This window comes from Priestia iocasae, assembly GCF_016909075.1.
Lineage (GTDB): Bacteria > Bacillota > Bacilli > Bacillales > Bacillaceae_H > Priestia > Priestia iocasae.
The window spans coordinates 354,655-376,558 of record NZ_JAFBFC010000003.1 but is presented as its reverse complement, the minus strand read 5'-3'; the positions used below and the strand labels follow the sequence as shown (position 1 = coordinate 376,558).

Sequence of the window (21,904 nt, the reverse complement as noted above, 5' to 3'; positions counted from 1 at the left end):
GAAGTGTGCTTTCCTTTCGCATGTATTGTTATTTTTTTTCATATAATCTACTACTTTCTTAATTTTATATAACGGGGGAAGGCGGATGAAACGATCTCGATTAATTAAGCCACTTTTAGATCAACACTATCCAATGATTTCCCATGGCAAAGGTGTGTATTTATATGACAAAGATGGCAACAAATATTTAGATGCTTCATCAGGAGCCGTAACAGCAAGTATTGGTCATGGGGTGCAAGGTGTTGTTGAGGCAATCATGGAACAAGCACAAAAGGTTGCGTTTGTATACCGATCTCAATTTACGAGTGAACCAGCAGAAGAGTTGGCAGAAAAGCTATGCTCGCTTAGTCATGATCACTTTCAATGGGCTTTTTTTGTGAATAGTGGAACGGAAGCGACAGAAACAGCTATGAAAATAGCTCTTCAGCATTGGCAAGAGCAAGGACAGCCCTTAAAAACAAAAGTGTTATCAAGGTGGATGAGCTACCATGGCATTACGCTTGGAGCTTTGTCCATGTCTGGCCATGCGGGAAGGCGGTCACGGTTTGTTCCTTTACTAGAAGAGTTTCCATCTGTTTCTGCTCCTTATTGCTACAGATGTCCATTGCAAAAAAGCTATCCTTCTTGTCAGCTTGCATGTGCAAAGGAGCTAGAACGAATCATTAAACGAATAGGCACAGATCACATTGCCGCGTTTATTACAGAACCAATTATCGGAGCAGCAGGTGCAGCTGTGACACCACCTGATGGATACTATGAAGAAATAAGAGAAATATGTGATAAGTATAATATTTTATGGATAGCAGATGAAGTCATGACAGGCATCGGCCGAACTGGTGAGATGTTTGCATATGAACATTGGAGTGTGAAGCCTGATATCATTACGCTTGGTAAAGGGCTGAGTGCGGGGTATACACCAATCGCTGTCACAATGGCTACGGCCAGTGTCGTTGAACCAATTTTAAGAGGGTCTAAACTCATTATGAGCGGTCACACGTTAAGTGCAAATCCATTATCTGCCGCTACAGCTTTATCCGTTATTAATTATATAGAAGAGCATCAGCTAGTGAAGGCTGCAAAGAAAAAGGGAGATTATTTAATAAAAGCATTACACCATATTCAAAGTCAAAGTCGCTTAATAGGAGATGTGCGAGGGAAAGGCTTATTGATAGGAATTGAGATTGTAAAAGACAAAGAAAGCAAAGAATCATTTTCACCGCTTATGAACATTACGAGTCAGATTGTGAAAAAAGCTCAATCAAAAGGATTGCTTCTTTACCCAGCACAAGCTGGAATAGATGGAATAGATGGAGATGCAGTAATGATTGCACCACCTTTTACAATCACGGACGATGAAATGGAAGAGTTGCTTTATCTGTTTACACAAACAATGGTAGAAGTGGAATCTGAGTTGCGTAGTGCTGAGGGGGATTAAATGAATAATCAATTTGGAAAAATCATATCGGCTTCTGAAGCCGTGACACATATAAAAGATGGAATGTCAGTAATGGTTGGTGGATTTGGTGGTGTAGGAACGGCTCCTACTATGATTGATGAATTACTAGACAAGGATGTTAGTCATTTAACGCTCATTTGTAATGACACGGGGTTTCCTCACATTGGAGTTGGAAAGCTTGTGAGTAATCGAAGAATTAAAAAAGTCATTGCCTCTCATATCGGCTCTAATCCAATTGCAGGGTCATTAATGACAGAAGGGGTATTAGAGGTAGAGTTCTCGCCACAAGGAACATTAGCCGAGAGAATTCGTGCTGGAGGGGTTGGGCTTGGTGGCGTGTTGGTCGATATTGGTATTGATGTGGAGGTAGTCAATCAAGGCAAAGAAGTGATTGAAATAGATGGAAGGCCGTATTTAGTAGAAGAAGCGTTAACAGCTGATGTATCCATTGTTTATGCTAAAAAGAGCGATCCATTTGGGAACTTACTTTATGATAAAAGCGCACGTAATACGAATCCCCTTGTTGCGATGGCAGGGGCGGTTACAATTGCAGAAGTAGAAGAAGTGGTTCCTTTGGGAGAGATTGATGCTGAAGAAGTGATGACTTCAGGTGTCTTTGTTGATTATATCGTGCCATCAAAAGGAGTGAACTGGAAATGGGTTTGGGAATAGATATTCGACATCGAATTGCCAGGCGAGCGGCTCAAGAAATTGAAGAAGGAATGGTCGTTAATTTAGGGATTGGTATTCCATCGTTAATTCCAAATTATTTGCCTTCTTCTATGTATGTAATGTTTCATGCGGAAAATGGGATTGTTGGCATGGGACCCTCTCCAGAAGCAGGTAATGAGGATGAAAACCTTTGTAATGCAGCTGGTTATCCTGTTACAACCGTTACAGGTGCCTCTTATTGTGACAGTGCAACTGCGTTTGCGATGATTAGGAGAGGAAAAGTAGATATGACAGTGTTAGGGGCGCTTGAAGTAAGTGAAAGAGGCGATTTAGCAAATTGGATTGTACCTGGTAAAAGAGTACCTGGTATGGGGGGAGCGATGGAGTTAGCACAAAAAGTAAACAAAGTTGTTGTGCTAATGAATCATACTAGCAAAACAGGTGAACCAAAGCTTGTGAAGGAATGTCGTTTACCGCTAACGTCAAAACAATGTGTAGACATCATTATCACCGATCGAGCTGTGTTTGAGGTTCAACCAAACGGACTACTATTAAAAGAAATGATGGCTCCTTACACCATTGATGACATCTTGCAATCAACAGAAGCAGCGGTTGTCATTGCTGAGGATGTAAAGATTATTTCATGACGAATCAATGAAGCGAAGGGAGTGTTTGAATGGTCGATATTCGAGAATCAATTCGCGCATGGATACAAGAAAATCGCCAAGAAGGAATTAAGTTATTAAAGCGCTTTGTTCAAGAAGCAAGTACACAAGGAAATGAAAAGCATGCACAAGCCATTGTTGTAGAAAAGTTAAGACAAATTGGCCTTAAGATTGATATTTGGGAACCGACTATGCGTGAATTGCGGAAACAGGAAGCCTTTGTAACAACGCGAGAATCCTTTGAAGATAGTCCGAATGTAGTTGGTGTATTAAAGGGGAGAGGCGGAGGTCGTTCACTAATCTTAAATGGTCATATTGATGTCGTTCCAGAAGGAGATTTAGCGCAATGGAGCGAAGCCCCTTATAGTGCAGTTGTGAGGGATGGGAAGTTATACGGCCGAGGAGCTACAGATATGAAAGGTGGCAATGTCGCACTGCTGTTAGCTATTCAAGCGATTCAAGAGTTAAACATATCATTAAAAGGAGATGTTATTTTTCAAAGCGTCATTGAAGAAGAAAGTGGAGGAGCGGGAACGCTAGCTTGTATTGTCCGAGGATACAAAGCAGACGGAGCGATCATACCAGAGCCAACAAATATGAAAATCTTTCCGAAACAACAAGGCTCAATGTGGTTTCGTCTGACAATCAATGGACGTTCTGCTCACGGAGGCACGAGATACGAAGGAGTAAGTGCAATTGAAAAAGCGATGAATGTGGTGACACATGTACTCGACTTAGAAAAAAAACGAAATGAGAGAATTAATGATCCACTTTATCAACATATCCCCATTCCAATTCCCATTAACCTTGGCAGTATTAAAGGAGGTTCATGGCCATCATCTGTTCCTGATGAAGTCATCATTGAAGGGAGAATGGGTGTTGCACCTGGAGAACAAATGTCGCATGCAAAACAAGAGCTTCAAACATGGATAGGTACGCTTAAAGAAAAGGATCAATGGTTTGAACAATATCCTGTTCAAGTTGAATGGTTTGGCGCACATTGGTTACCTAGCGAACTAGATGTAGAGCATGAATTGGTTCAAACGTTAACGAAAAGCTTTCAAGAAGTTAAAAAGAATGATCCAGTTATTGAAGCCTCTCCTTGGGGAACAGATGGCGGGATGTTAACAAATATCGGTCACATCCCTACGATTGTATTTGGACCAGGTGTTACTGAAATGGCACATTTTCCGAATGAATATATTGAGTTAAATACATTGTTTGAAGCAGCTGAAATTATTGCATTAATGATGTTAGATTGGTGTGGAGTATCGGAATAGTAAGTAGTTCGTGTAGGTGGAGCTCTAACCATCCACCTACACGGCAGTTAGAAAGAGAACGAAAGGGGTATTTTATGAATGTAGAGTCCGTGTATAAAGAAATTTGTATTCGTGAACAAACATTTTTTTTACGAGGTGTTTGTGATTATTTCAATCAGCGACTTCGAGTCGAAGATTACCGAGGAAATGTGAAAGAGGCACAAGCAAAAGTAGAGGAATTAGTAAGACAATCAAAGTTTGGGAAAGTCATTGTCAAGGTCCGATATGAGCAACTTGAAGCCTGGATTGAGCAAGGTTTTCAGGTTGAGACGACCATCCCAGCTTATTTCAATGGACATACAGCTTATTGCTTGGCCAAATACTTTGAAGCGACGAGAAGAAAAAGTGATCAATGGATTAAAGAAGATGAAATTGTCTCATCCGTACAACAATTACCCTCTCGGCAAGTGTTAGAACCACTTTCTTCAAATTACACACTACGAAAAGCAACGGTAAACGATGCGCAAGCATTAGTTTCGTTGTATCAGGCTGTTTTTCAGATATACCCCACTCCTTTATACGAGGTGTCGTATCTTCAAGACCTCCTTAAGTCAGGTGGCTTATTTTATGTGATTGAGTATGAAGGAGAAATTGTAAGTGCTGCGTCTGCTGATATTAATTACACCTATCATAATGCTGAGTTAACCGACTGCGCAACACTTCCAGATCATCGTCAAGGTGGGTTTATGAAGCACCTGCTAACAAAATTAGAAGAAGCGTTAAAAGAAAAAAGCATTTTTTGCTCGTACACAATCGCAAGGTCATTGTCATTTGGGATAAATGCTGCGTTTCATCAGCTAGGCTATACGTATTGTGGACGTTTTACAAATAACTGTTACATCTATGATAATTTAGAAGACATGAATGTATGGGTAAAAGACTTATCTCAAGTAACAAACACATAATCCATCATCTATTAAATACGTGGAATGAGCAATTTCCTTCCTTAAAAGAATAACCATTTTTGTGCTTACCACATATACAGATAATAAAGAATTAGGCATAAAGTAAAAAGGGATCTTTAGGAGGGTGATTTGCTTGCTACAAGATTTATATCAACCAAAGCGTCACTGGAAAGACGTAGACCTTTGGAAAGATGTCACAGAAGATCAATGGAACGATTGGATTTGGCAGCTGACTAATACGATTCGTACGTTAGAGGACTTAAAGAAGGTCATTCATTTAACACCTGAAGAAGAAGAAGGGGTTAAAATTTCAACGAAAACGATTCCGCTTAACATTACACCATACTATGCGTGGTTAATGAACGAAGATGATCCACGCTGTCCTGTCCGTATGCAATCCGTTCCAATTGGAGAAGAACTTCATAAAACAAAATATGATTTAGAAGATCCACTTCATGAAGATGAAGACTCACCTGTTCCAGGATTAACGCATCGCTATCCAGATCGTGTGTTGTTTTTAGTAACGAATCAATGCTCCATGTATTGTCGTTATTGCACGAGACGTCGCTTTTCGGGGCAAATAGGTATGGGTGTACCTAAAAAGCAGCTAGATGCAGCCATTCAATATATTAGTGAAACACCTGAGGTACGTGATGTGTTGATTTCTGGTGGAGATGGGTTATTAATTAACGATAATATTCTAGAGTACATTTTAAAAAACTTACGTGCTATCCCTCATGTTGAAATTATCCGTATTGGTACAAGAGCTCCAGTTGTATTTCCACAACGAATTACCGAGAATCTATGTAACATCTTGAAAAAGTACCATCCTGTATGGTTGAATACTCATTTTAATACGTCCATTGAAATAACCGAGGAGTCAAAATTAGCGTGCGAAATGCTAGTAAATGCAGGAGTTCCAGTTGGTAATCAGGCTGTCATCTTGGCTGGAATTAATGATAGCGTTCCCATCATGAAGAAGCTCATGCATGATTTAGTGAAAATTAGGGTAAGACCTTACTATATTTACCAATGTGATTTATCAGAAGGAATTGGTCATTTTAGAGCTCCGGTTGCAAAAGGATTAGAAATTATGGAAGGACTACGTGGTCATACGTCCGGATATGCAGTGCCTACATTCGTAGTTGATGCACCGGGTGGAGGCGGGAAAATTGCCATTCAGCCTAATTATCTCATTAGCCAAAGTGCAGATAAAGTTGTTTTGCGAAACTTTGAAGGGGTCATTACGACGTATCCAGAGCCACAAGGGTATGTCGCAGGGCGAGCAGATGACTATTTTAAAAGTATTTATCCAAATGCTGATCAAAAGAAATCCAATGTCGGTATTTCATCCTTAATGAGTGATGAAGCATTTAATTTGGTACCAGAAGGGCTAAAGCGAGCGAATCGACGTAAGCAATATGAAAACAATCCATCTCACGCCACGCTAAAAGATAAACGGGAAAAGCGGGATGAACTAAAAGAAAAGAAATTTCAAGCGCAACAAAAAAAGACAGATGCAACGCAAGATGAGTCAACATCGTCTTAAGGAGGCGTTCAATGTGAAGTGTGAATGGTGTGATGAGGAAGGTGCATTTGAGGCAACCAATAAGGTTTACTGGGAATTGCCTGATGGCTCTAGAAGCATTGAACTCATTAGCGTACCTTGTATAAAATGTCCTGCATGTGGAATGGAACATCAAGAAGAAGACATTGTTGAGAAAATTGAGACGCAGCTTTTACTCATCGATACGAAAAAACTTCCACCTTCCATGACCTATGACGAGTTTATGAGCGTTCCACGATGGCTGAAGAGAAATTACTTTAATTTTTAATGAACTTTGCCAACAGGAGCAAACATGCATCCTGTTTGGCAGGTTTTATAACAGCCTTTGCTTATGAACATAATGCAGCTTAACAGATAGATAAGGGTGTTATGAATTAGTTTAAAGTTGTAGAGCTACAATTCGCACCAATGGACTTCACAATAAGAGTTGATTGATTTTTTTCATATTCTACATGAATATCTCCCACACAGAATGTCGGTTCTTCACCGTTACCTGCAAAAATAAAAAATAAGGTAACGAGTGACTTTTCTGGATAGAAATCTTCCTCGACCCAATACTCTTTGTCACAAGCATTTTCCCATAGTTCATCAAATTCAAATTCCTCACGATCTTCTATTTCTTTACCGACGTGCTTTTGCATCACCTTTATCATTTGTCGTAAATCATCTTCTGTAAATGTTTGATTCTTTAAATTAGTACTCATTGCTCACTTCTCCTCTAGTTTCATTGCGAACAATTATATCAACTATTTTATACAATGACGAACTCATTTTCATTTACATCTTTGACTCGAATTAATTAAAAAAAGCTCATTATATCTATTCTCTAACAGGTAAAGAGAAGGGGATAATGAGCTTTTTCATTTATACGTAGTATTTATGCATGTGCTTCGTTTGTTGCGTATAGCTCGCTATAAGCTTGAGCGAGTGCCGTTGTAATTGGACGTTCATCAGGTAATGTAATACTTTCAACTTTTGAGACAGGTAAGACTTCCACCGATGTGCTTGTAATGAAGACCTCATCTGCATGTCGTAAGAAGTCTTCACTCATATCGTATTCTTTGAATGGAATGTTCAGCTTACTTGCACATTCAATGACCGCAGCACGTGTAATGCCATGTAAAATACGATTGGTTGCAGGAGTTGTGTATAGTACCCCATCTTTAACAGCAAACACGTTACTTGAAGATCCTTCTGTAATATAACCGTCTCTAGACAAAATTGCTTCACCATGACCGTGTTCAAATGCTTTTTGTTTTGCGAGTAAGTTTGGTAATAAATTGAGTGATTTGATAAAGCAATTCGCCCAGCGCTCGTCTTCTAAAATCATAACGGAAATTCCTTGTTTGCGCTGTTCATTTGGCACGACTTTTCCACTGCGAATGGTCATGGCAAATTGAGCAGGGACATTTGTAGGAAATAAATGATTACGAGGTGAAATACCACGGGTTACTTGTATGTAAATGTCTGAATTTTGTAGGCCAGATCGACGTAAGCCTTCTTGAATGAAATCTTTGATTTCCTGACGAGAATAAGGGAGTTGAAGCAAAATGTTTAGTGCACTCTTTTCTAACCGTTCTAGATGTTCGTCTAATAAAAAAGGTGTTCCATTATACACTTTCACATATTCGTACACACCATCGCCAAACTGATGGCCACGCTCATCAATTGGAACAACCTTGTCGTTAATATCAATAAACGAATCTCCATAAAATGCGATTTCCATCTAATCTCCTCCTTTTTCTATAAAACAAAATTAACACAAAAGATCGAAAAATGAAATTGTTTGTTTGTATAGAGTATGAGGGAGGCGTTCATACAATGTATATGTTTTCGTAGAAGTAGTGATTTCAGAGTGTGTTACGACTCAAAGCTTGTTTAAAAGTCTGTATCAGTCGCAAGCATGAAAAAATGATAACAAAATAAAGCCCTTGCGTATTCATGAACTCCATGAATACGCAAGGGCTTTTTACAATGTGTGAAAAATTGTATCTTATGAAAATGTTCGTTTTAACACCATCGTTAATTTCGTTAAGCTGTTTTTCGGTAGGATAAACTTAATGAGTAACTTTGTGGCGATGATGACAACATCCACCAACTTACTTCCTAATACAAGCGTGACAACAATGGAAAGAATCGTTAGAACAACAAATCCCCATGATGTACTGTCTAGACCTTTTGCAAATTCTGTTGTGAAAAACCACTTCAATACAAATCCATGTAGTAAATAAACATACAATGAGCGTTGGCCTACACTTGTAAAAGCAAATTCATGGGACGGAATCAGAGCCATAAAGGCAAAGGATACGGCAAAAGCAATGGCATAGTGAACGATACGCATCATAAATTCACCACTTTGATCGTATGTGTTCGTTCCATATAACATGCTTGTATAGACCGTGTCATTTAAGACGACATAAGAGCCCACTAAAGCGACGAACAGAACAGTAGCAGAAACAAATCGTCCCTTTACGGTCATCAGCTTTTTAAAAGGTTCCTCCATTTTTGATAAATAATAGCCTAGTAAGAAAAACGGAAAGAAAACAAACATACGGCTAATGCTTAAAAATTTTTCAAAGCCGTCAATGTTCACAAACCCAACTCCTAGACCTAAAAGTATGGCAAAGGTCATGCTAAGCCACATTGGAAACTTCGCAAAAAACGGTAGCATTAACTTCCAAAAAATCAAGCTGAGTAAAAACCACATGGCCCATCTTGGTACCAAGTATTGTAACGTGTACGTCTCATTTTGATATAAGATATCATAATAAAACGTATAAATGGTTTGGAAAGCTAAATACGGTAAAGCTACTTTTGTAAATATTTTTTTATAGTAGCCTTTTTTATGAAAGTTTTTTGAAAAGTATCCAGCTAGCAAAATAAATACGGGCATATGAAAAATAAAAATAAAGTGATAAATGGATAACATCCCATCACTATCCGTTCGGTACGGTGAAATCATATGACCAAATACAACTAAAAAGATTAAAATAAATTTGGCGTTATCAAAGTATGCATTACGTGTTCTCATAGTATTCATTCATTACCGCAAAGTGGTAGAATGTAAACCTCCCAATGATTGTTTTCATCAAAATAAGAAAAAGGGCCTAGATCTACCCTCCTGCGACGAGGGAGAATAAGTCTTAGTTTGTGTGTAGAGAATTTTTACTTATTCAAAGTGTGGTACAAATTGTTAGCAAGTATTCAGCATGCTCAAATCAACCTGTACAATAGGTGATTAAAACACGAAAACCTACTTTTTGCAACGGTACTAAAGAAAATGTAATCTTTTTGAAAATAAAGTAAAAAAGCTGAATCCAAAAAGACTCAGTTAAAATAAACTAAAGTGAATTGATTCTTTCGTATTTTTAATAGGTACGCTATGATAGAACACATAAAAACATACAGATGTTAGGAAGAAACACAAATATAAATGGGGGATGTAAGTTGAAATCGTTTTATCATTACATGATGAAATATCGTTCAAATCATAAAGATGATCCAATTGGTGAATTTGCAAGGAATGCATATGACGATCATGGCTTTCCAAAATCATCAACAGATTATCATGAAATAAGTTCTTATCTTGAAATGAATGGTCATTATTTAGAGAGCATGTCCGTATTTGATCAAGCATGGGAATTATATGAGAGTAATCAGTAACAAAAGATTTCTTCATAGGACTAGCGTAAACAATACCTTGTTTGAACTTAAAACCTAATAAAGTAATCATTTAGGCCACAAGTATTTACTTGTGGCCTAATAGCTGTGGTCAACGACTGTGATAACGGGCTTGGTTTCATTCATGTTCCTATACCGCTTTCAAATGTTTTGCATATAATATTGTATCTTTCGAACATGTGTATATGTCAATGGGGGTGCGACGATGGGAGAAAAGAAAAAGCCAAAGTACAAAATAGGAGATACAATTGTTATTACCATTTATGGGACCGTCGGCACCATTACAGATATTAAAGTAATGGATGGGCTATTTGTCTACGAAGTAAATCATAGTGATGGACTCTTTTTAGAAGATACAATCCAACTGTTAGAAGACTATAACGGTCAGGTGTTAATACAAGAGCGCGTAGATCTTGAATATAAATTCTTTTTCGGCGATATTGTTCAAGTATTTAATTATGGAAAAGAATTGTTTAAAGTCATAGGAATTCGCACAGAAGTGTGGCGCTATCAAGAAGATGCATGGGAAGATATTGTCTATGAGTTATCTCGAATAACAGATGGTGAATGGCTTGAAGCGAGTGAAGAAGAGCTAACTTTAATGGCACCTCATGAAGAAGCAGAGCGTTACATGCAAAGTATTAGCATGCTGTATTTAGGAAAAGAAATTCAGAAGACGGAGTTGCTACCTGCGATGAAAAAACAAAATGGCTATGAAAAAGAGGAAACACGTTTAATGAAAGAGCGCGATGAAATCATTGATGGATTATTGGATGTGTACAACGATTATAAAGTGTTATATGAACTGTTTCAAGATGAAGAGTATGCAGAAGTCATGAATTTAGTGTTAAAACATTTGCGTAAAATCATTGATCAGTCATCTGATAAGTTATAAGTTCACCTCCTTGTTTTTCATCGTTTGTTTCGTATTAAGGATAAATACTTGCTTATGTAAATGTTGAAAATGTGAATTGTAGAGATTTACTGCAGCATGGGATGTCTTGAGTTGTTCCCATGCTATTCCTCGCCATTGAATCGGACAAGGTGGAATCATTGCTCACTATTTTTACGTAGATAACAAGGTTGAAATGAATACAACGTAAGCTTTGTCTAAGGTAGAACATGGATGTAAAGGTTCATCTAGGTAGCCGCGCACCTGTTGAAATTGCACATGAAGAAATAAGAAAGAACAATATGCTTAGCGTGTCTATGAAGTTTTAGACATAGATTGGACAGTATAAACATAAATGTGTATAAAGGGGTGATATTGTGAAAGAAATCGAAGTGGTAATCGATACGGAAGAAATAGCGGAGTTCTTTTACAATGAGCTAGTAAAGCGGGGATATGCCCCGACAGAGGATGAAGTAGGAGAACTAGCAGACATCGCGTTTGATTATTTAATTGAAAAATGCATCATTGATGAAGAAGTGGATCTTGATGTAGATCACGATTATGACTAAATAAGAATTAAAATAGTGTAAAGAACGACGAGGTCCTCCTCGTCGTTTTGTATGTTTAGCTTACATTAAATCGCTATCTTCTCGTGATAAAAGTAAAAGTGGAGTTAATTTAGACATGTATTCATTTGTAAGGTCAATTAGGTTTGTCATCGGCATCCTTCTTAATTCATCCATGATGGAGATGTGATTAAACCAATCATGTTGATCAAAAAAAGAATGGTGAACGATTGGCCAAGCAGTTTGGAGTGACGGACTATATATCCGCTTTTCCTTTTTGGAAGTCGAAAAGAAATCGGGGGCATAATCAGATCGAGAAGCCGTGTGGGTGTGCATGTTAGCGAATTGAGCTGCACCTTTAAATACGGAAGAGTGTGAAAAAAGTAAGCTATAGAGCATCTTTCCAACATGAATGCGTTTATTAACAGAATCAAATTGTTGTACCGTTACACCAGTTAGCTTAAGATTCTGTTTATCATAATAAGGAAGAAGAACACGCGTGAATCCGAGTAGCTCTTGCAAGGTAAATTGCCATGTGTCCATTACGTCTTTTTGATAAGTAGGATGATGAATGACTCGTTGATCAATGTAATGCTGTTCATTAATAATTAACGCAAGGGTAAGAAGAGAATCATTTCTCACTTGCATATAGTACGACCATATAATTTGCATAAATACTGAAACATGAAAAGCAGGCAAAAGATGAAAAAGATTTTTCTTCCGTTGCTTGCTTTTCTCGTACAGAAGCAATTGTGGATATGCATCATGGAAAATGAGCGCATTCGCTCGCTCTAAAAAGGAAAAGTATGATTTCTTCCTTGGCACCGATAAGACATGTTCGACAAGACCACCTTTTAAGTCTGTCATGTGATAGCCACCGTTTCGAGACACTAAGTGAGCAAGAAATGCCCAATGAATCTCAGGGTTTCGCTTGAAAAATTGTAAGTATGCATTTGTTCGAGAAAGGTTGTCTCGATTATGGAGTAAAGTTTGAGCGCGAATGTCCTTCATCACTTCGACATCCTCACCAATAAGAGTGATTGTTTTTGAGGAAGAGATGGTTAGCTTATGTGATGCAGCTTGTTTCAGTGAAGAGATGGTCGGTTCATCAGCCACTATTTGCGACTGAACCTTGTCTTTTTTGAATAAATCTTTCAAAATATGTGGAAGCATACTCTCACCTTGTTTAAGAAATTTGTTTAAAAAAATGAATGAAGGGAAAAAAGATGAAACTAAAAAAATAATGAAACGTATATATATCAATCAAGCAGATAAAATGATTGAAGAGCAAGAAACAATGAAGTTATATTCATGGTTACTATTTATACGTGAATTTAGAAAAGAAGGTGTATAAAAATGATTAAAAAAATTATTGAATCGTTATTAGGACAAAAAAAGCATCGTCGTTATAGTAGTAGCGACCGTTTTCGAAGACCTCGTCATTATAGCAGCAGTGACTATAAAAAGCATCGTTCCTCTCATAAGCATGGTTCCTATGGCTATCAGCATTATAAAGGAAAACGAAAGCGAAGCAGCTTCTTTTCTAGCTATAGCAGTTAAAACAATACGAAATGATGCAGTTATGGAAATCTATTCATCGATGGGTAGTTGATCGTCCATTAAAGCAAGGTGATAAGATTGGACATCAGTATGAAATAAAGTCTGCTATTGGAATGGGAAGTTATGGTATGACGTATCTTGTTTCGACAAAAGACAAAAAAGAATGGGTTGCAAAACAGCTTCGAAAAACAAAGCAACACACAAAGCAAGGAAAGCAATCCTTTGATTATGAGGTAAAAGTGTTACAAGCGATACAGCATTCACAAATTCCTACTTTGCATGAAGTGATTCAAGATCAAGGACGATTATTTATTATCATGGATTATGTGAATGGAAAAACGTTTGAAGATTTAATATTTGTTGAAGGAAAAACATATACCGAAAGCGAAGCCTTATATGTTTTGTTGCAAGTTATAGAGGTCGTCACTTATATTCATAAACAAGGTATTGTTCACCGGGATTTGAGAATTCCCAATGTGCTATTTGTAGAAGATGAGATTTGTATCATTGATTTTGGTTTAGCTCGATTTATTGGCGATCAGGATGAGGCTGCTCCTCTTATAAAAGAACAGCAGAGAATGCGTGAGGTTTCGTTTAAAAGTGACATTTATGCCCTTGGTCATTTTTTGTTGTTTCTATTATATTCTTCCTATAAACCTACCTCAAAACAGGAGAGAAGCTGGGAAGAAGAGCTAGGGTTATCCCCTTTTTTAAACAGCATCATTCGCAGAATGTTACAGCTGGATCCGCCGTATGAAACCATTGAGCAAGTGAAGCAAGATGTGCATGATTATTTGAAAATAGATCAGTAGTTGGAGGGAGAATAATGGCTTTATTTAACAAAGTATTAGCTCGTATTGGAATTGGTGCAGCGAAAGTTGATACGAAATTGTATAAGGATCAATTAACGGCTGGTTCAAAAATTGAAGGTGTTGTCGAGGTATACGGTGGGAATATTGAACAAGAGATTGATAGTATTTATTTACAGCTCTTTACAAGCTATGTAAGAGAAGTAGATGATAAAAAAGTAAAGCAAGATGTTATGTTGAATAACTTTAAGATTACGAATCCTTTTGTTATTACTCCAGGTGAAACGAAGCAGCTGCCATTTTCATTTGAGCTTCCAAAAGACACGCCGATTACAATGGGGAAAACACGTGTATGGGTAGCGACAGGGTTAGACATTAAAAATGCGGTTGATCCACAAGATGTTGACTATGTAAACGTATTGCCTAATAAAATGGTGTCAGCTGTCATTCCGGCAATGGAACAACTAGGGTTTCGCTTGCGTCAAGTCGAATGTGAGGAAGCGCCAAGAAGAATGCGTAAGAGACTTCCATTCGTACAGGAGTTTGAATTTGTTCCAACAAGAGGGCCGTATTTCGGTAAGCTTGATGAGGTAGAAGTGATTGTGCAGCCAGATGGTCAGGATCAATATGAACTTCTTATTGAAGTCGATAGGCGTGCAAGAGGATTAGGTGGCTTTTTAGCAGAAGCGCTTGAGATGGATGAAACGTTAGTGAAGACAACGGTTCATGAGCGAGATACTGCCCATGTTAAATCGATTCTAGATCAGCTTATTTCAAAGTATAGCTAAGTAGCCACGAATAATCGTCGCTCTTTTTTCACATAGTAAGAATGTGAGAAAGGGGGCATAACAATGTCGCATAAACATAGTAATCAAGCAGAACAAAAAGCAATTATTAAGTCGAAACGTATGGAACCTGAGTTCTCAAATGAATTTGTGGCGAATCAGGCACCTCAAAAAGAACATTATAAACAACCGAAGAAAAACGGTTAATAGTAAATCGCCCCTTTCCCATCATACGTGAGCGAGGAAGTAAAGGGGCGGTTTTCATTTTTACATAGAGAGTTGTGTATAACATGAAAAAGCAGATGATGTTAGTTTTAAGTTCTTTATTTGTTTTTTTACTGATTGTATTTATCCATAAAGCCCCTTGGTTAGAAGTCTTTGATCGTCAAGTGTTAAAAGGGGTATTTGAGTTGAGGAAAGCTTGGCTCACACCCATTATGGTTTTTTTTACAGAAGTGGGATCATGGTACCTTACAGCACCTATCTGGTTCGGGCTCATTATTTATTTGCTATATAAAAGAGAAGCCGTTGCAGTTGCGTTCATTACGCTCGTGTATTTTGGTTCGCGTTCATTAAATTGGTTATTAAAAGATTTGTTTGAACGACCTCGTCCACAGCTCGATCAGCTGATAGAAGCTAGTCATTATAGCTTTCCAAGTGGACATGCTATGAATTCAATGGCTTTTTATGGCGGCCTCATCTTGTTGATAAATGTATTTGTACCTGAACAAAATCGCGCAAAGACAGTCATACACCTATTACTTCTTGTACTCATCAGTATGATTGGCTTTAGCCGCATGTATTTAGGTGTTCATTATTTTACAGACGTAGTAGCGGGCTTTGCAGCAGGGATTGTTTGGTTGTTCAGTGTGTTTATTTTGTGGGAGCGTATGTTACGTAAAAAAAAGGGGGTTGAAAGAGGATGAAACGGGATATATATACATTGTGTCGTTAAGGAGGAGTAAGAACTTGAGTAAGAATAGTAAAGTTACGTATTTTCGTGAAACGTATCTTCAACGCTTACATACATATATGTCGCAATGTAATTCAGTAGAGGTTCGTCAATATAAAGAGTCTCTACAAACAAAACATCCATATGAACAAATTCGAACGATTTTTCATGATTTGCCCTTGCTTTATGGTCATACTCACATGACATTACTTGAGGCGATGACAGAAGCATTAGGATCGGTAGTAGAAGAATGTGTGGTTACAATTTTAAAAGAAGAAAAGTGTACATCAGTTGAAACGCCATCTTTATTTTGCGGACCTCGTGTGTATCAGCTGAATCGTCATGGAGAGCTAGAGCTTACGGTTGATTTATCCGTCACATGCTCGAAAACAAAGGTATTGTTTGTTTCTGTGAAGTGTACAAAATATGATTTGATTTGTGATTCAAGTTTACGTTTTGTATATGAAGATATGGTTCAGCAATTAAAGCGTCAACTTGTTAAAGGGAAAATTGTATCGTAAAAGAAAAGGACTGAGTTGAAAGGGGTGGAATCGTCCCATTCAACTCAGTCCTTACTATTTTTTTGAAACTTAGTAATATAAATGGATATGTGCTTTTTGAAACTATTAGCGCTGTAAGCCTGTGTTTCCGTTTCCACCGCTATTATTCTTTTGTAAAACTTTTAGTCCTGAACCAATATCAGAAGCTAATACATAGTTTCGGTCAACGAATACACCCCACACATCTGATTTTTCTGGTGTATATCTCCCAATTTCAGTCGGATTTGCTGGATTTGTAATATCAACAGCAATGACACCGCCTGCATAGTGAGAAAGGTAAAGTGTGTTGCCATGTACTTTTGGGTCGTGAACCGTTCTTGAGAATGTGCTGTAAGATGAAGTTGCATCGTCAGGAATATCAGTTGTTAAGTCTGTTTTAAATTCACTTAGTAATTTTGGATTCTTTTTATCTTTAATGTCAAAGATACGCGTGTAGCCAAATGCTTTTTCATAGCCAGGCTTTAACGGCTGATATACTTCACGTGTTTCGATTAAGATGTTTCCACCTTTTGCGACAGCTGATGAGTGAGCAGAACCTTGTTGGTGAGAAGCGAAATCTGTGCGCCCTAAGTACGTTGGGTTTTCAGGATTGCTAATATCAAAAATAATGGTCCCTAAATCCCACATTGAAATATAAGCATAATCCCCATCCACCCTTGTACTATGATTAAACACGGGGCGCGTTTTTCCATCAGGAGATTTCCAAAAGTATCCGTCAAAATCATCTGCTACTTCTGGAAGCATGCGAGGGTCAAATTCCCATAGCTTTTTAGGCTGAGTAGGGTTTGATACATCAACAATTTGGAAATCTTTCTCTTCACCATGGCTATAATAATCAGCGTAAGGATTAGCGGTTAAGACAATAGCACGATTACCTTGAGTAGTTAAATAAAGCTCATGTGTTCCTCTTGTTTTCTTTGTTACTTCTGAAAACCCTAATTTTTTAGGGTTATATGGGTCTGTCACATCATAAAGAAGGAAACCACCTTTTGAGTCAGGGTTTGCACGATTTGTCTGCTGAACGCTGACAACTGCTAAATCACCTTTAAAATCTGGTGTATTAATCGACTTTACAATTACTTTTTCTTGCCACGTACCAGGAATATCGTTGTTTGCAAATACCGCTACTTCTTTTGGATTAGCTGGATCTTTTAAGTCATAGACACGAACGCCACCATTAGCTCCATTCTTTGTATGCGTACCTAAGTAAGCAAATCCTTTATGAGCATACACATCGGCAAAAGAGTTTTGTTTCCCATCAGCTCGTACGACGTTCGGTTCTGGTGCTGCGACTTCATGCCAGTATTTTAGATTTTTGCTACCTCTTAATACTTCAGCCGCTAAATCGTTGTATTCAGCACGATCCCCTTTGTCAACATTGACATCACCTAATTCATCATGAGCTAGAACATTGAATGGACCAAAAGATGAAAGTGTCAATGCCCCACTTAATACAGCAGTCATTAAAAGTTTCTTTTTCAACATACTCTCTCCTTTTTAAAAAGAAATTTATGTAAAAACAACCAGTAGACATTAAATATACAGAAAATAATGAAATTTTAGTACATTACTAAAGGTTTATTTTTCAAAAGAGGTTATTCGATTTTTTGTTCATTTTATAGATCTTAAGACTTATTATTTTAAGTGTTTTTGTGGTTGTAAAGTAACGAAAAAGATGAATGTGGAGAATCTTTCATTCAGTATAGTACCTAATCGACAAAATAAGTGTTGTTTTGATAAAGGATATCTTGTTTTAAAACGCTAATATATTTAAAAAATCCTTGTGTTAACTGAAGGGGGCTATTGGATGTTTAACATATGGAAGATCATAAAGCGTTTGTTTAGGTGGAGTACAGAGTATGATGTAACGATTATGCAAACAAAAGTAAAAGGAGAGGAAAAGGGATATAAGCAGGTTTATCGCCTTACGTTAAAAGCTGGTAGTCATGATGAAGCAGCACAGAAAATATTTCAAATGTTTAATGTAGCCGATACGCTTCCAAAAGATTTTCAAGCAAGGTATATTAGTACTGGAGATGTTATCTTAATTGATGAAGGAACGAGAGGGAAATTTTATTATAAATTATGGTCAGGTGGATGGAAGCCTGTTAATCGAATACAAGTGCGATAACAGAAAAATGTCCCAAAATGGACAATGCCTTTTGGGACATTTACGACGTTACCCAGTGTAATCTTTTTGATTATGACCAGGGCCGTTTTTGCGCTTTGCTGCCGAATATTCATCTGCATGAGCTTCGTGTTCAGCAACGATGGCTTCTGCAGGGATATGATTGTTTTTCTTTGGTGAATTAATGCGATTTCGATGTTTCTTGCCCATAATAATCACCTAACCTTTTATAATTTTTTATCAGATTTAGATGTAACAGGTTTAAGGCTGCGTTTTGAAGTTGGGTTTGTTTCATTTGCGTGTTGAACAGCTTGTTGGAGCTTTTTGCTCATTTGTTGATTCGCCATTGTTCTTCACCTCTTTCTCCATTAGAATCACCATCTTCTTCTTCTTTCATCACACCAGTTTTTACAAAGGATGTATGGATTGTGCAACAAATCGTTATTGAATGGTTTCAACAGTATCAAGAGGTTGCGTTTGTCATCAGTATTTTAGTTAATGTAATAATTAGCATCGTGGCCGTTATTCCAAGCGCTTTTTTAACAGCCGCGAATGTGTATATGTATGGATTTACAGGTGGAATGATTTTGTCTTTCATTGGTGAGTCTCTCGGTGTATTGGTTGCATTTTGGTTGTATCGAAAAGGTGTATTAAAGTGGTTATCAACTCGTGAAAAAGAGCCGAAATGGATGAATAGACTGCAACAAGTAAGTGGAAAAGAAGCGTTTCAACTTATTGTCTTGTTAAGGCTACTTCCATTTGTTCCTTCTGGGGCTGTTACTGCAATCGCCTCTGTTAGTTCTGTATCGATGGGACTATTTTTTACTGCTAGCACATTAGGCAAAGCACCTGCTGTTCTCTTGGAAGTCTACGCAGTACAAGAAGTGATGAATAATAGTATGATCGGAAAAGGAATGATAACCATTGTAGCAATTATTTTCTTAGGTCACTATGTTTATAAAAAGAAAACACGAAAAGTATAGCTGTTTCGTTGAATTATGGTATAGTGTAAGGGGTAGAGATGTGATGCGCTTTCATGAGAAGTCAGACATCATACTACTACTAAAAAATCATAAAACTTATCATACTAATGAAAGGTTTACTTTTATAGGAGGGACAAAATGAGCGTACATATTGGAGCAAAAAAAGGTGAGATTGCAGAAACAATTCTTCTTCCAGGAGATCCACTTCGTGCAAAATATATTGCAGAAACATTTTTAGAAGATGTAACGTGCTATAACGAAGTACGAGGCATGTTAGGGTTTACTGGTACGTATAAAGGTAAGCGTGTGTCTGTTCAAGGAACAGGAATGGGTGTACCGTCAATTGCGATTTATGTAAATGAATTAATGAACGAATACGGTGTTCAAAACTTGATTCGCGTTGGAACGTGTGGAGCGATTCAAAAAGATGTAAAGGTACGTGACGTTATTTTAGCGATGTCTTCATCAACAGATTCAAACATGAATCGTGTAAAATTTGGAGCAATTGATTATGCACCGACAGCAGACTTTGATTTATTAAAACGTGCCTACGATGCAGGTGTTGAAAAAGGACTTCAACTAAAAGTAGGAAATGTGTTCACGGCTGATCAATTCTACAATGATGACTCTCAACTTGAAAAATTAGCAGCACATGGTGTGCTAGCTGTTGAAATGGAAACAACGGCTCTATACACGTTAGCAGCGAAATATGGCCGCAAAGCATTATCTGTCTTAACAGTAAGTGACCACATCTTTACTGGAGAAGAAACAACGGCAGAAGAGCGTCAAACAACATTTAATGACATGATTATTGTGGCGCTAGAAGCAGCAATTAAAGAATCATAATGTCCTTCATCGACAGGTGTACAAATTGAGCCTGTTTATAGAAGCGACAAAATCCCTTGTCTATAGCATCCGGTATGATACCTGGATAGATAGCCAAGGGATTTTTTTAGGTATTAAAAAGGTTACTTTAACTTTTCTTCGATTTCTTCTATGTCTTTTAGAACGAGTTCTTTAGCTTCTGAGCTTTCAATTTTTTTTATGTAGGTAGTTGCGTCATGCAGTGCTTCTTTTGCTAAATCATCTTTTTGAAGGTGTGCGTATGCCCTTGCTTGTGCCTCATAAGCATATGCAACATAAAACGGCTCTAAATGAGTTCTTATGCTAATCTCGATACACAAGTTAGCGTAATAAAGGGCTTGATCAGCCATAGTTGCTACGGAATATACCCTTGATAGCTGCCAGTAACCAATCGAGCGATTTTGATCTGTGCATGATTCAACTTGATTCCAATGAAAGAATGATGCGTGAGCAAGATGAATCATTTGTTCGATCTCTTCAATGGAACGAGAGTCTTTGTCTAAAAATTCCCATGTTTCATTAAAGTACGTAACAGCTAACTTTTGATGATTGATTTGTTCTGTTTGTTGTAAAGTCATACATATCTCCCTTTTTAGAATTTTCTTACTTTATTATAAAGTAATACAAGATGAATAAAAGAAAAAATTGACAGATAAATCTATTTTTATTATTATCTAATTAGATAATTATCTAATGAGGTGTGCTGAAATATGCAATTAAATCGATTAGTCAGCTTTTATAAGACGTTAGGAGATCCCACGCGTATCCGTATACTATCACTTCTAGCAAAAGGACCCTTACATGGGCAGGCGCTAGCTGGCAAGCTTGGATTGACGCCTCCAACGATTACTCATCATATGAATAAGTTAAAAGATGTGAGTGCCATTTACCAAAGGCGTGAAAAAAACACCATTTACTTCTATATAAATGAAGACGTCATTCGAAGGGGATCAAGTGCGTTACTGTCACTTATTTTTGAAAGAGAGGATGAAAAAAAGATGGATTCATCACATTATGAAGTGGTTCGAAATTTTCTTAATCAAGATGGAACGATTAAGCAGATTCCGGCTCAACGCAAAAAGAAACTAATGCTTCTTCGCCATTTAATAAAAGGATTTGAGCGAGGAATAAAGTACGAAGAAAAAGAAATAAATGAATACATAAAAAAATACCATGATGATTATGCGACCATTCGCCGTGAGTTCATTATGGCGAATATGATGTATCGAGACAGCAATGTATATGAGGTAAATCCAGAAGAGCTATGGGCAAAAATTGAGTAAGAGATTGATGGTGAAAAATACTTGTAAAACGTATAAAGACTCTTTATAATAACAAGTAAGTAAACAGACTCGCTTAGGGGAGTAGCGTCAGGGAATACCTGAAACAAAGTCGTCAATACATGGAATGCGTTCCATCGGCTTTGTTGACATTTAATGAATGTCTAGCCAGACCTTTGCCTTATTAGGTAAGGGTCTTTTTATATTCTTTTTGAAGGGAAGATTTGTGGTGTAGAAGTAATCGTTTTTCATAATCATTC

Annotated in this window: 27 protein-coding genes; 20 read left to right on the top strand and 7 right to left on the bottom strand. The window is 37.5% G+C overall.

Annotated features, from left to right (window positions below):
* The first annotated feature begins 85 nt into the window (after nt 1-85).
* The 7 genes from JOC83_RS10055 (at nt 86) to JOC83_RS10025 (ending at nt 6,852) form a co-directional block, all read left to right on the top strand.
* Entirely contained in the window at nt 86-1,435 is a 1,350-nt protein-coding gene (locus JOC83_RS10055) for an aspartate aminotransferase family protein (RefSeq protein ID WP_205186739.1), read from the top strand.
* Complete coding sequence (locus JOC83_RS10050) at nt 1,436-2,128, top strand: CoA transferase subunit A (protein WP_205186738.1); 693 nt, start codon at nt 1,436-1,438, stop codon at nt 2,126-2,128.
* The gene (locus JOC83_RS10045) at nt 2,113-2,775 is read left to right on the top strand and encodes a 3-oxoacid CoA-transferase subunit B (protein WP_205186737.1); all 663 of its coding nucleotides are present in this window, start codon (nt 2,113-2,115) and stop codon (nt 2,773-2,775) included. Before JOC83_RS10050 ends, JOC83_RS10045 begins: the two co-directional genes overlap by 16 nt.
* 29 nt (nt 2,776-2,804) lie before the next feature.
* A complete protein-coding gene (locus tag JOC83_RS10040; protein WP_205186735.1) occupies nt 2,805-4,073 on the top strand; it encodes a peptidase in 1,269 nt (422 codons plus the stop codon).
* A gap of 74 nt (nt 4,074-4,147) precedes the next feature.
* The gene (gene ablB, locus JOC83_RS10035) at nt 4,148-5,017 is read left to right on the top strand and encodes a putative beta-lysine N-acetyltransferase (protein ID WP_205186733.1); all 870 of its coding nucleotides are present in this window, start codon (nt 4,148-4,150) and stop codon (nt 5,015-5,017) included.
* A gap of 133 nt (nt 5,018-5,150) precedes the next feature.
* Nucleotides 5,151-6,566, top strand: a complete 1,416-nt coding sequence (kamA, locus tag JOC83_RS10030; protein WP_205186731.1) for a lysine 2,3-aminomutase — start codon at nt 5,151-5,153, stop codon at nt 6,564-6,566.
* Between the two features lie 13 nt (nt 6,567-6,579).
* Complete coding sequence (locus JOC83_RS10025; protein ID WP_338038897.1) at nt 6,580-6,852, top strand: YokU family protein; 273 nt, start codon at nt 6,580-6,582, stop codon at nt 6,850-6,852.
* Nucleotides 6,853-6,958: 106 nt separating this feature from the next.
* Here JOC83_RS10025 and JOC83_RS10020 read toward each other — a convergent pair whose 3' ends face one another.
* From JOC83_RS10020 to JOC83_RS10010, 3 genes are all read right to left on the bottom strand, one after another.
* Nucleotides 6,959-7,288 carry a hypothetical protein gene (locus tag JOC83_RS10020; RefSeq protein ID WP_205186728.1) on the bottom strand — a complete coding sequence of 110 codons (330 nt, stop codon included), beginning with the start codon at nt 7,286-7,288 and terminating at the stop codon, nt 6,959-6,961.
* Between the two features lie 173 nt (nt 7,289-7,461).
* Complete coding sequence (gene dat / locus JOC83_RS10015; RefSeq protein ID WP_205186727.1) at nt 7,462-8,310, bottom strand: D-amino-acid transaminase; 849 nt, start codon at nt 8,308-8,310, stop codon at nt 7,462-7,464.
* Between the two features lie 267 nt (nt 8,311-8,577).
* Nucleotides 8,578-9,615: an acyltransferase family protein gene (locus tag JOC83_RS10010; RefSeq protein WP_205186726.1), complete on the bottom strand. Its 1,038-nt coding sequence runs from the start codon at nt 9,613-9,615 to the stop codon at nt 8,578-8,580.
* Between the two features lie 416 nt (nt 9,616-10,031).
* Here JOC83_RS10010 and JOC83_RS10005 point away from each other — a divergent pair, with 416 nt between their 5' ends.
* The 3 genes from JOC83_RS10005 to JOC83_RS09995 all read left to right on the top strand — a co-directional run bounded on the left by JOC83_RS10005 (nt 10,032) and on the right by JOC83_RS09995 (nt 11,726).
* Entirely contained in the window at nt 10,032-10,247 is a 216-nt protein-coding gene (locus JOC83_RS10005) for a YozE family protein (protein WP_205186725.1), read from the top strand.
* 223 nt (nt 10,248-10,470) lie between these two features.
* Entirely contained in the window at nt 10,471-11,160 is a 690-nt protein-coding gene (locus tag JOC83_RS10000) for a hypothetical protein (protein ID WP_205186724.1), read from the top strand.
* A 374-nt stretch (nt 11,161-11,534) separates the two neighbouring features.
* Entirely contained in the window at nt 11,535-11,726 is a 192-nt protein-coding gene (locus JOC83_RS09995) for a YozD family protein (protein ID WP_205186723.1), read from the top strand.
* A gap of 60 nt (nt 11,727-11,786) precedes the next feature.
* Here the strand turns inward: JOC83_RS09995 and JOC83_RS09990 are convergent, their stop codons facing one another.
* Nucleotides 11,787-12,896 carry a DUF2515 family protein gene (locus JOC83_RS09990; protein ID WP_205186722.1) on the bottom strand — a complete coding sequence of 370 codons (1,110 nt, stop codon included), beginning with the start codon at nt 12,894-12,896 and terminating at the stop codon, nt 11,787-11,789.
* A 183-nt stretch (nt 12,897-13,079) separates the two neighbouring features.
* Between JOC83_RS09990 and JOC83_RS09985 the strand changes: the two genes are divergently transcribed.
* The 6 genes from JOC83_RS09985 to JOC83_RS09960 all read left to right on the top strand — a co-directional run bounded on the left by JOC83_RS09985 (nt 13,080) and on the right by JOC83_RS09960 (nt 16,350).
* Nucleotides 13,080-13,283 (top strand): hypothetical protein, encoded by a 204-nt coding sequence (locus JOC83_RS09985; protein ID WP_205186721.1) that lies wholly within the window; start codon nt 13,080-13,082, stop codon nt 13,281-13,283.
* Nucleotides 13,284-13,294: 11 nt separating this feature from the next.
* On the top strand, nt 13,295-14,095 hold the full coding sequence (locus JOC83_RS09980; protein ID WP_205186720.1) for a serine/threonine protein kinase: 801 nt from the start codon (nt 13,295-13,297) through the stop codon (nt 14,093-14,095).
* 14 nt (nt 14,096-14,109) lie between these two features.
* A complete protein-coding gene (locus JOC83_RS09975; protein WP_205186719.1) occupies nt 14,110-14,880 on the top strand; it encodes a sporulation protein in 771 nt (256 codons plus the stop codon).
* A 63-nt stretch (nt 14,881-14,943) separates the two neighbouring features.
* A complete protein-coding gene (locus tag JOC83_RS09970; RefSeq protein WP_205186718.1) occupies nt 14,944-15,084 on the top strand; it encodes a hypothetical protein in 141 nt (46 codons plus the stop codon).
* An 83-nt stretch (nt 15,085-15,167) separates the two neighbouring features.
* The gene (locus JOC83_RS09965) at nt 15,168-15,803 is read left to right on the top strand and encodes a phosphatase PAP2 family protein (RefSeq protein ID WP_205186716.1); all 636 of its coding nucleotides are present in this window, start codon (nt 15,168-15,170) and stop codon (nt 15,801-15,803) included.
* Nucleotides 15,804-15,846: 43 nt separating this feature from the next.
* Entirely contained in the window at nt 15,847-16,350 is a 504-nt protein-coding gene (locus tag JOC83_RS09960) for a hypothetical protein (RefSeq protein WP_205186715.1), read from the top strand.
* Nucleotides 16,351-16,455: 105 nt separating this feature from the next.
* Here the strand turns inward: JOC83_RS09960 and JOC83_RS09955 are convergent, their stop codons facing one another.
* On the bottom strand, nt 16,456-17,874 hold the full coding sequence (locus tag JOC83_RS09955) for an LVIVD repeat-containing protein (RefSeq protein WP_205186714.1): 1,419 nt from the start codon (nt 17,872-17,874) through the stop codon (nt 16,456-16,458).
* A 322-nt stretch (nt 17,875-18,196) separates the two neighbouring features.
* Between JOC83_RS09955 and JOC83_RS09950 the strand changes: the two genes are divergently transcribed.
* On the top strand, nt 18,197-18,520 hold the full coding sequence (locus JOC83_RS09950; protein WP_205186713.1) for a YodL domain-containing protein: 324 nt from the start codon (nt 18,197-18,199) through the stop codon (nt 18,518-18,520).
* 48 nt (nt 18,521-18,568) lie between these two features.
* On the opposite strand, the gene JOC83_RS09945 is transcribed toward JOC83_RS09950, so the two are convergent.
* Nucleotides 18,569-18,727, bottom strand: a complete 159-nt coding sequence (locus JOC83_RS09945; protein WP_205186712.1) for a hypothetical protein — start codon at nt 18,725-18,727, stop codon at nt 18,569-18,571.
* 218 nt (nt 18,728-18,945) lie between these two features.
* Between JOC83_RS09945 and JOC83_RS20190 the strand changes: the two genes are divergently transcribed.
* Together JOC83_RS20190 and deoD are read left to right on the top strand one after the other, a co-directional pair.
* The gene (locus tag JOC83_RS20190; protein ID WP_205186711.1) at nt 18,946-19,500 is read left to right on the top strand and encodes a VTT domain-containing protein; all 555 of its coding nucleotides are present in this window, start codon (nt 18,946-18,948) and stop codon (nt 19,498-19,500) included.
* 138 nt (nt 19,501-19,638) lie between these two features.
* Entirely contained in the window at nt 19,639-20,346 is a 708-nt protein-coding gene (gene deoD / locus JOC83_RS09935; protein ID WP_205186710.1) for a purine-nucleoside phosphorylase, read from the top strand.
* Between the two features lie 122 nt (nt 20,347-20,468).
* Here the strand turns inward: deoD and JOC83_RS09930 are convergent, their stop codons facing one another.
* Entirely contained in the window at nt 20,469-20,942 is a 474-nt protein-coding gene (locus tag JOC83_RS09930; RefSeq protein WP_205186709.1) for a hypothetical protein, read from the bottom strand.
* A 132-nt stretch (nt 20,943-21,074) separates the two neighbouring features.
* Between JOC83_RS09930 and JOC83_RS09925 the strand changes: the two genes are divergently transcribed.
* Nucleotides 21,075-21,647 (top strand): DUF2087 domain-containing protein, encoded by a 573-nt coding sequence (locus JOC83_RS09925; protein ID WP_205186707.1) that lies wholly within the window; start codon nt 21,075-21,077, stop codon nt 21,645-21,647.
* The last annotated feature ends 257 nt before the right edge of the window (nt 21,648-21,904 follow it).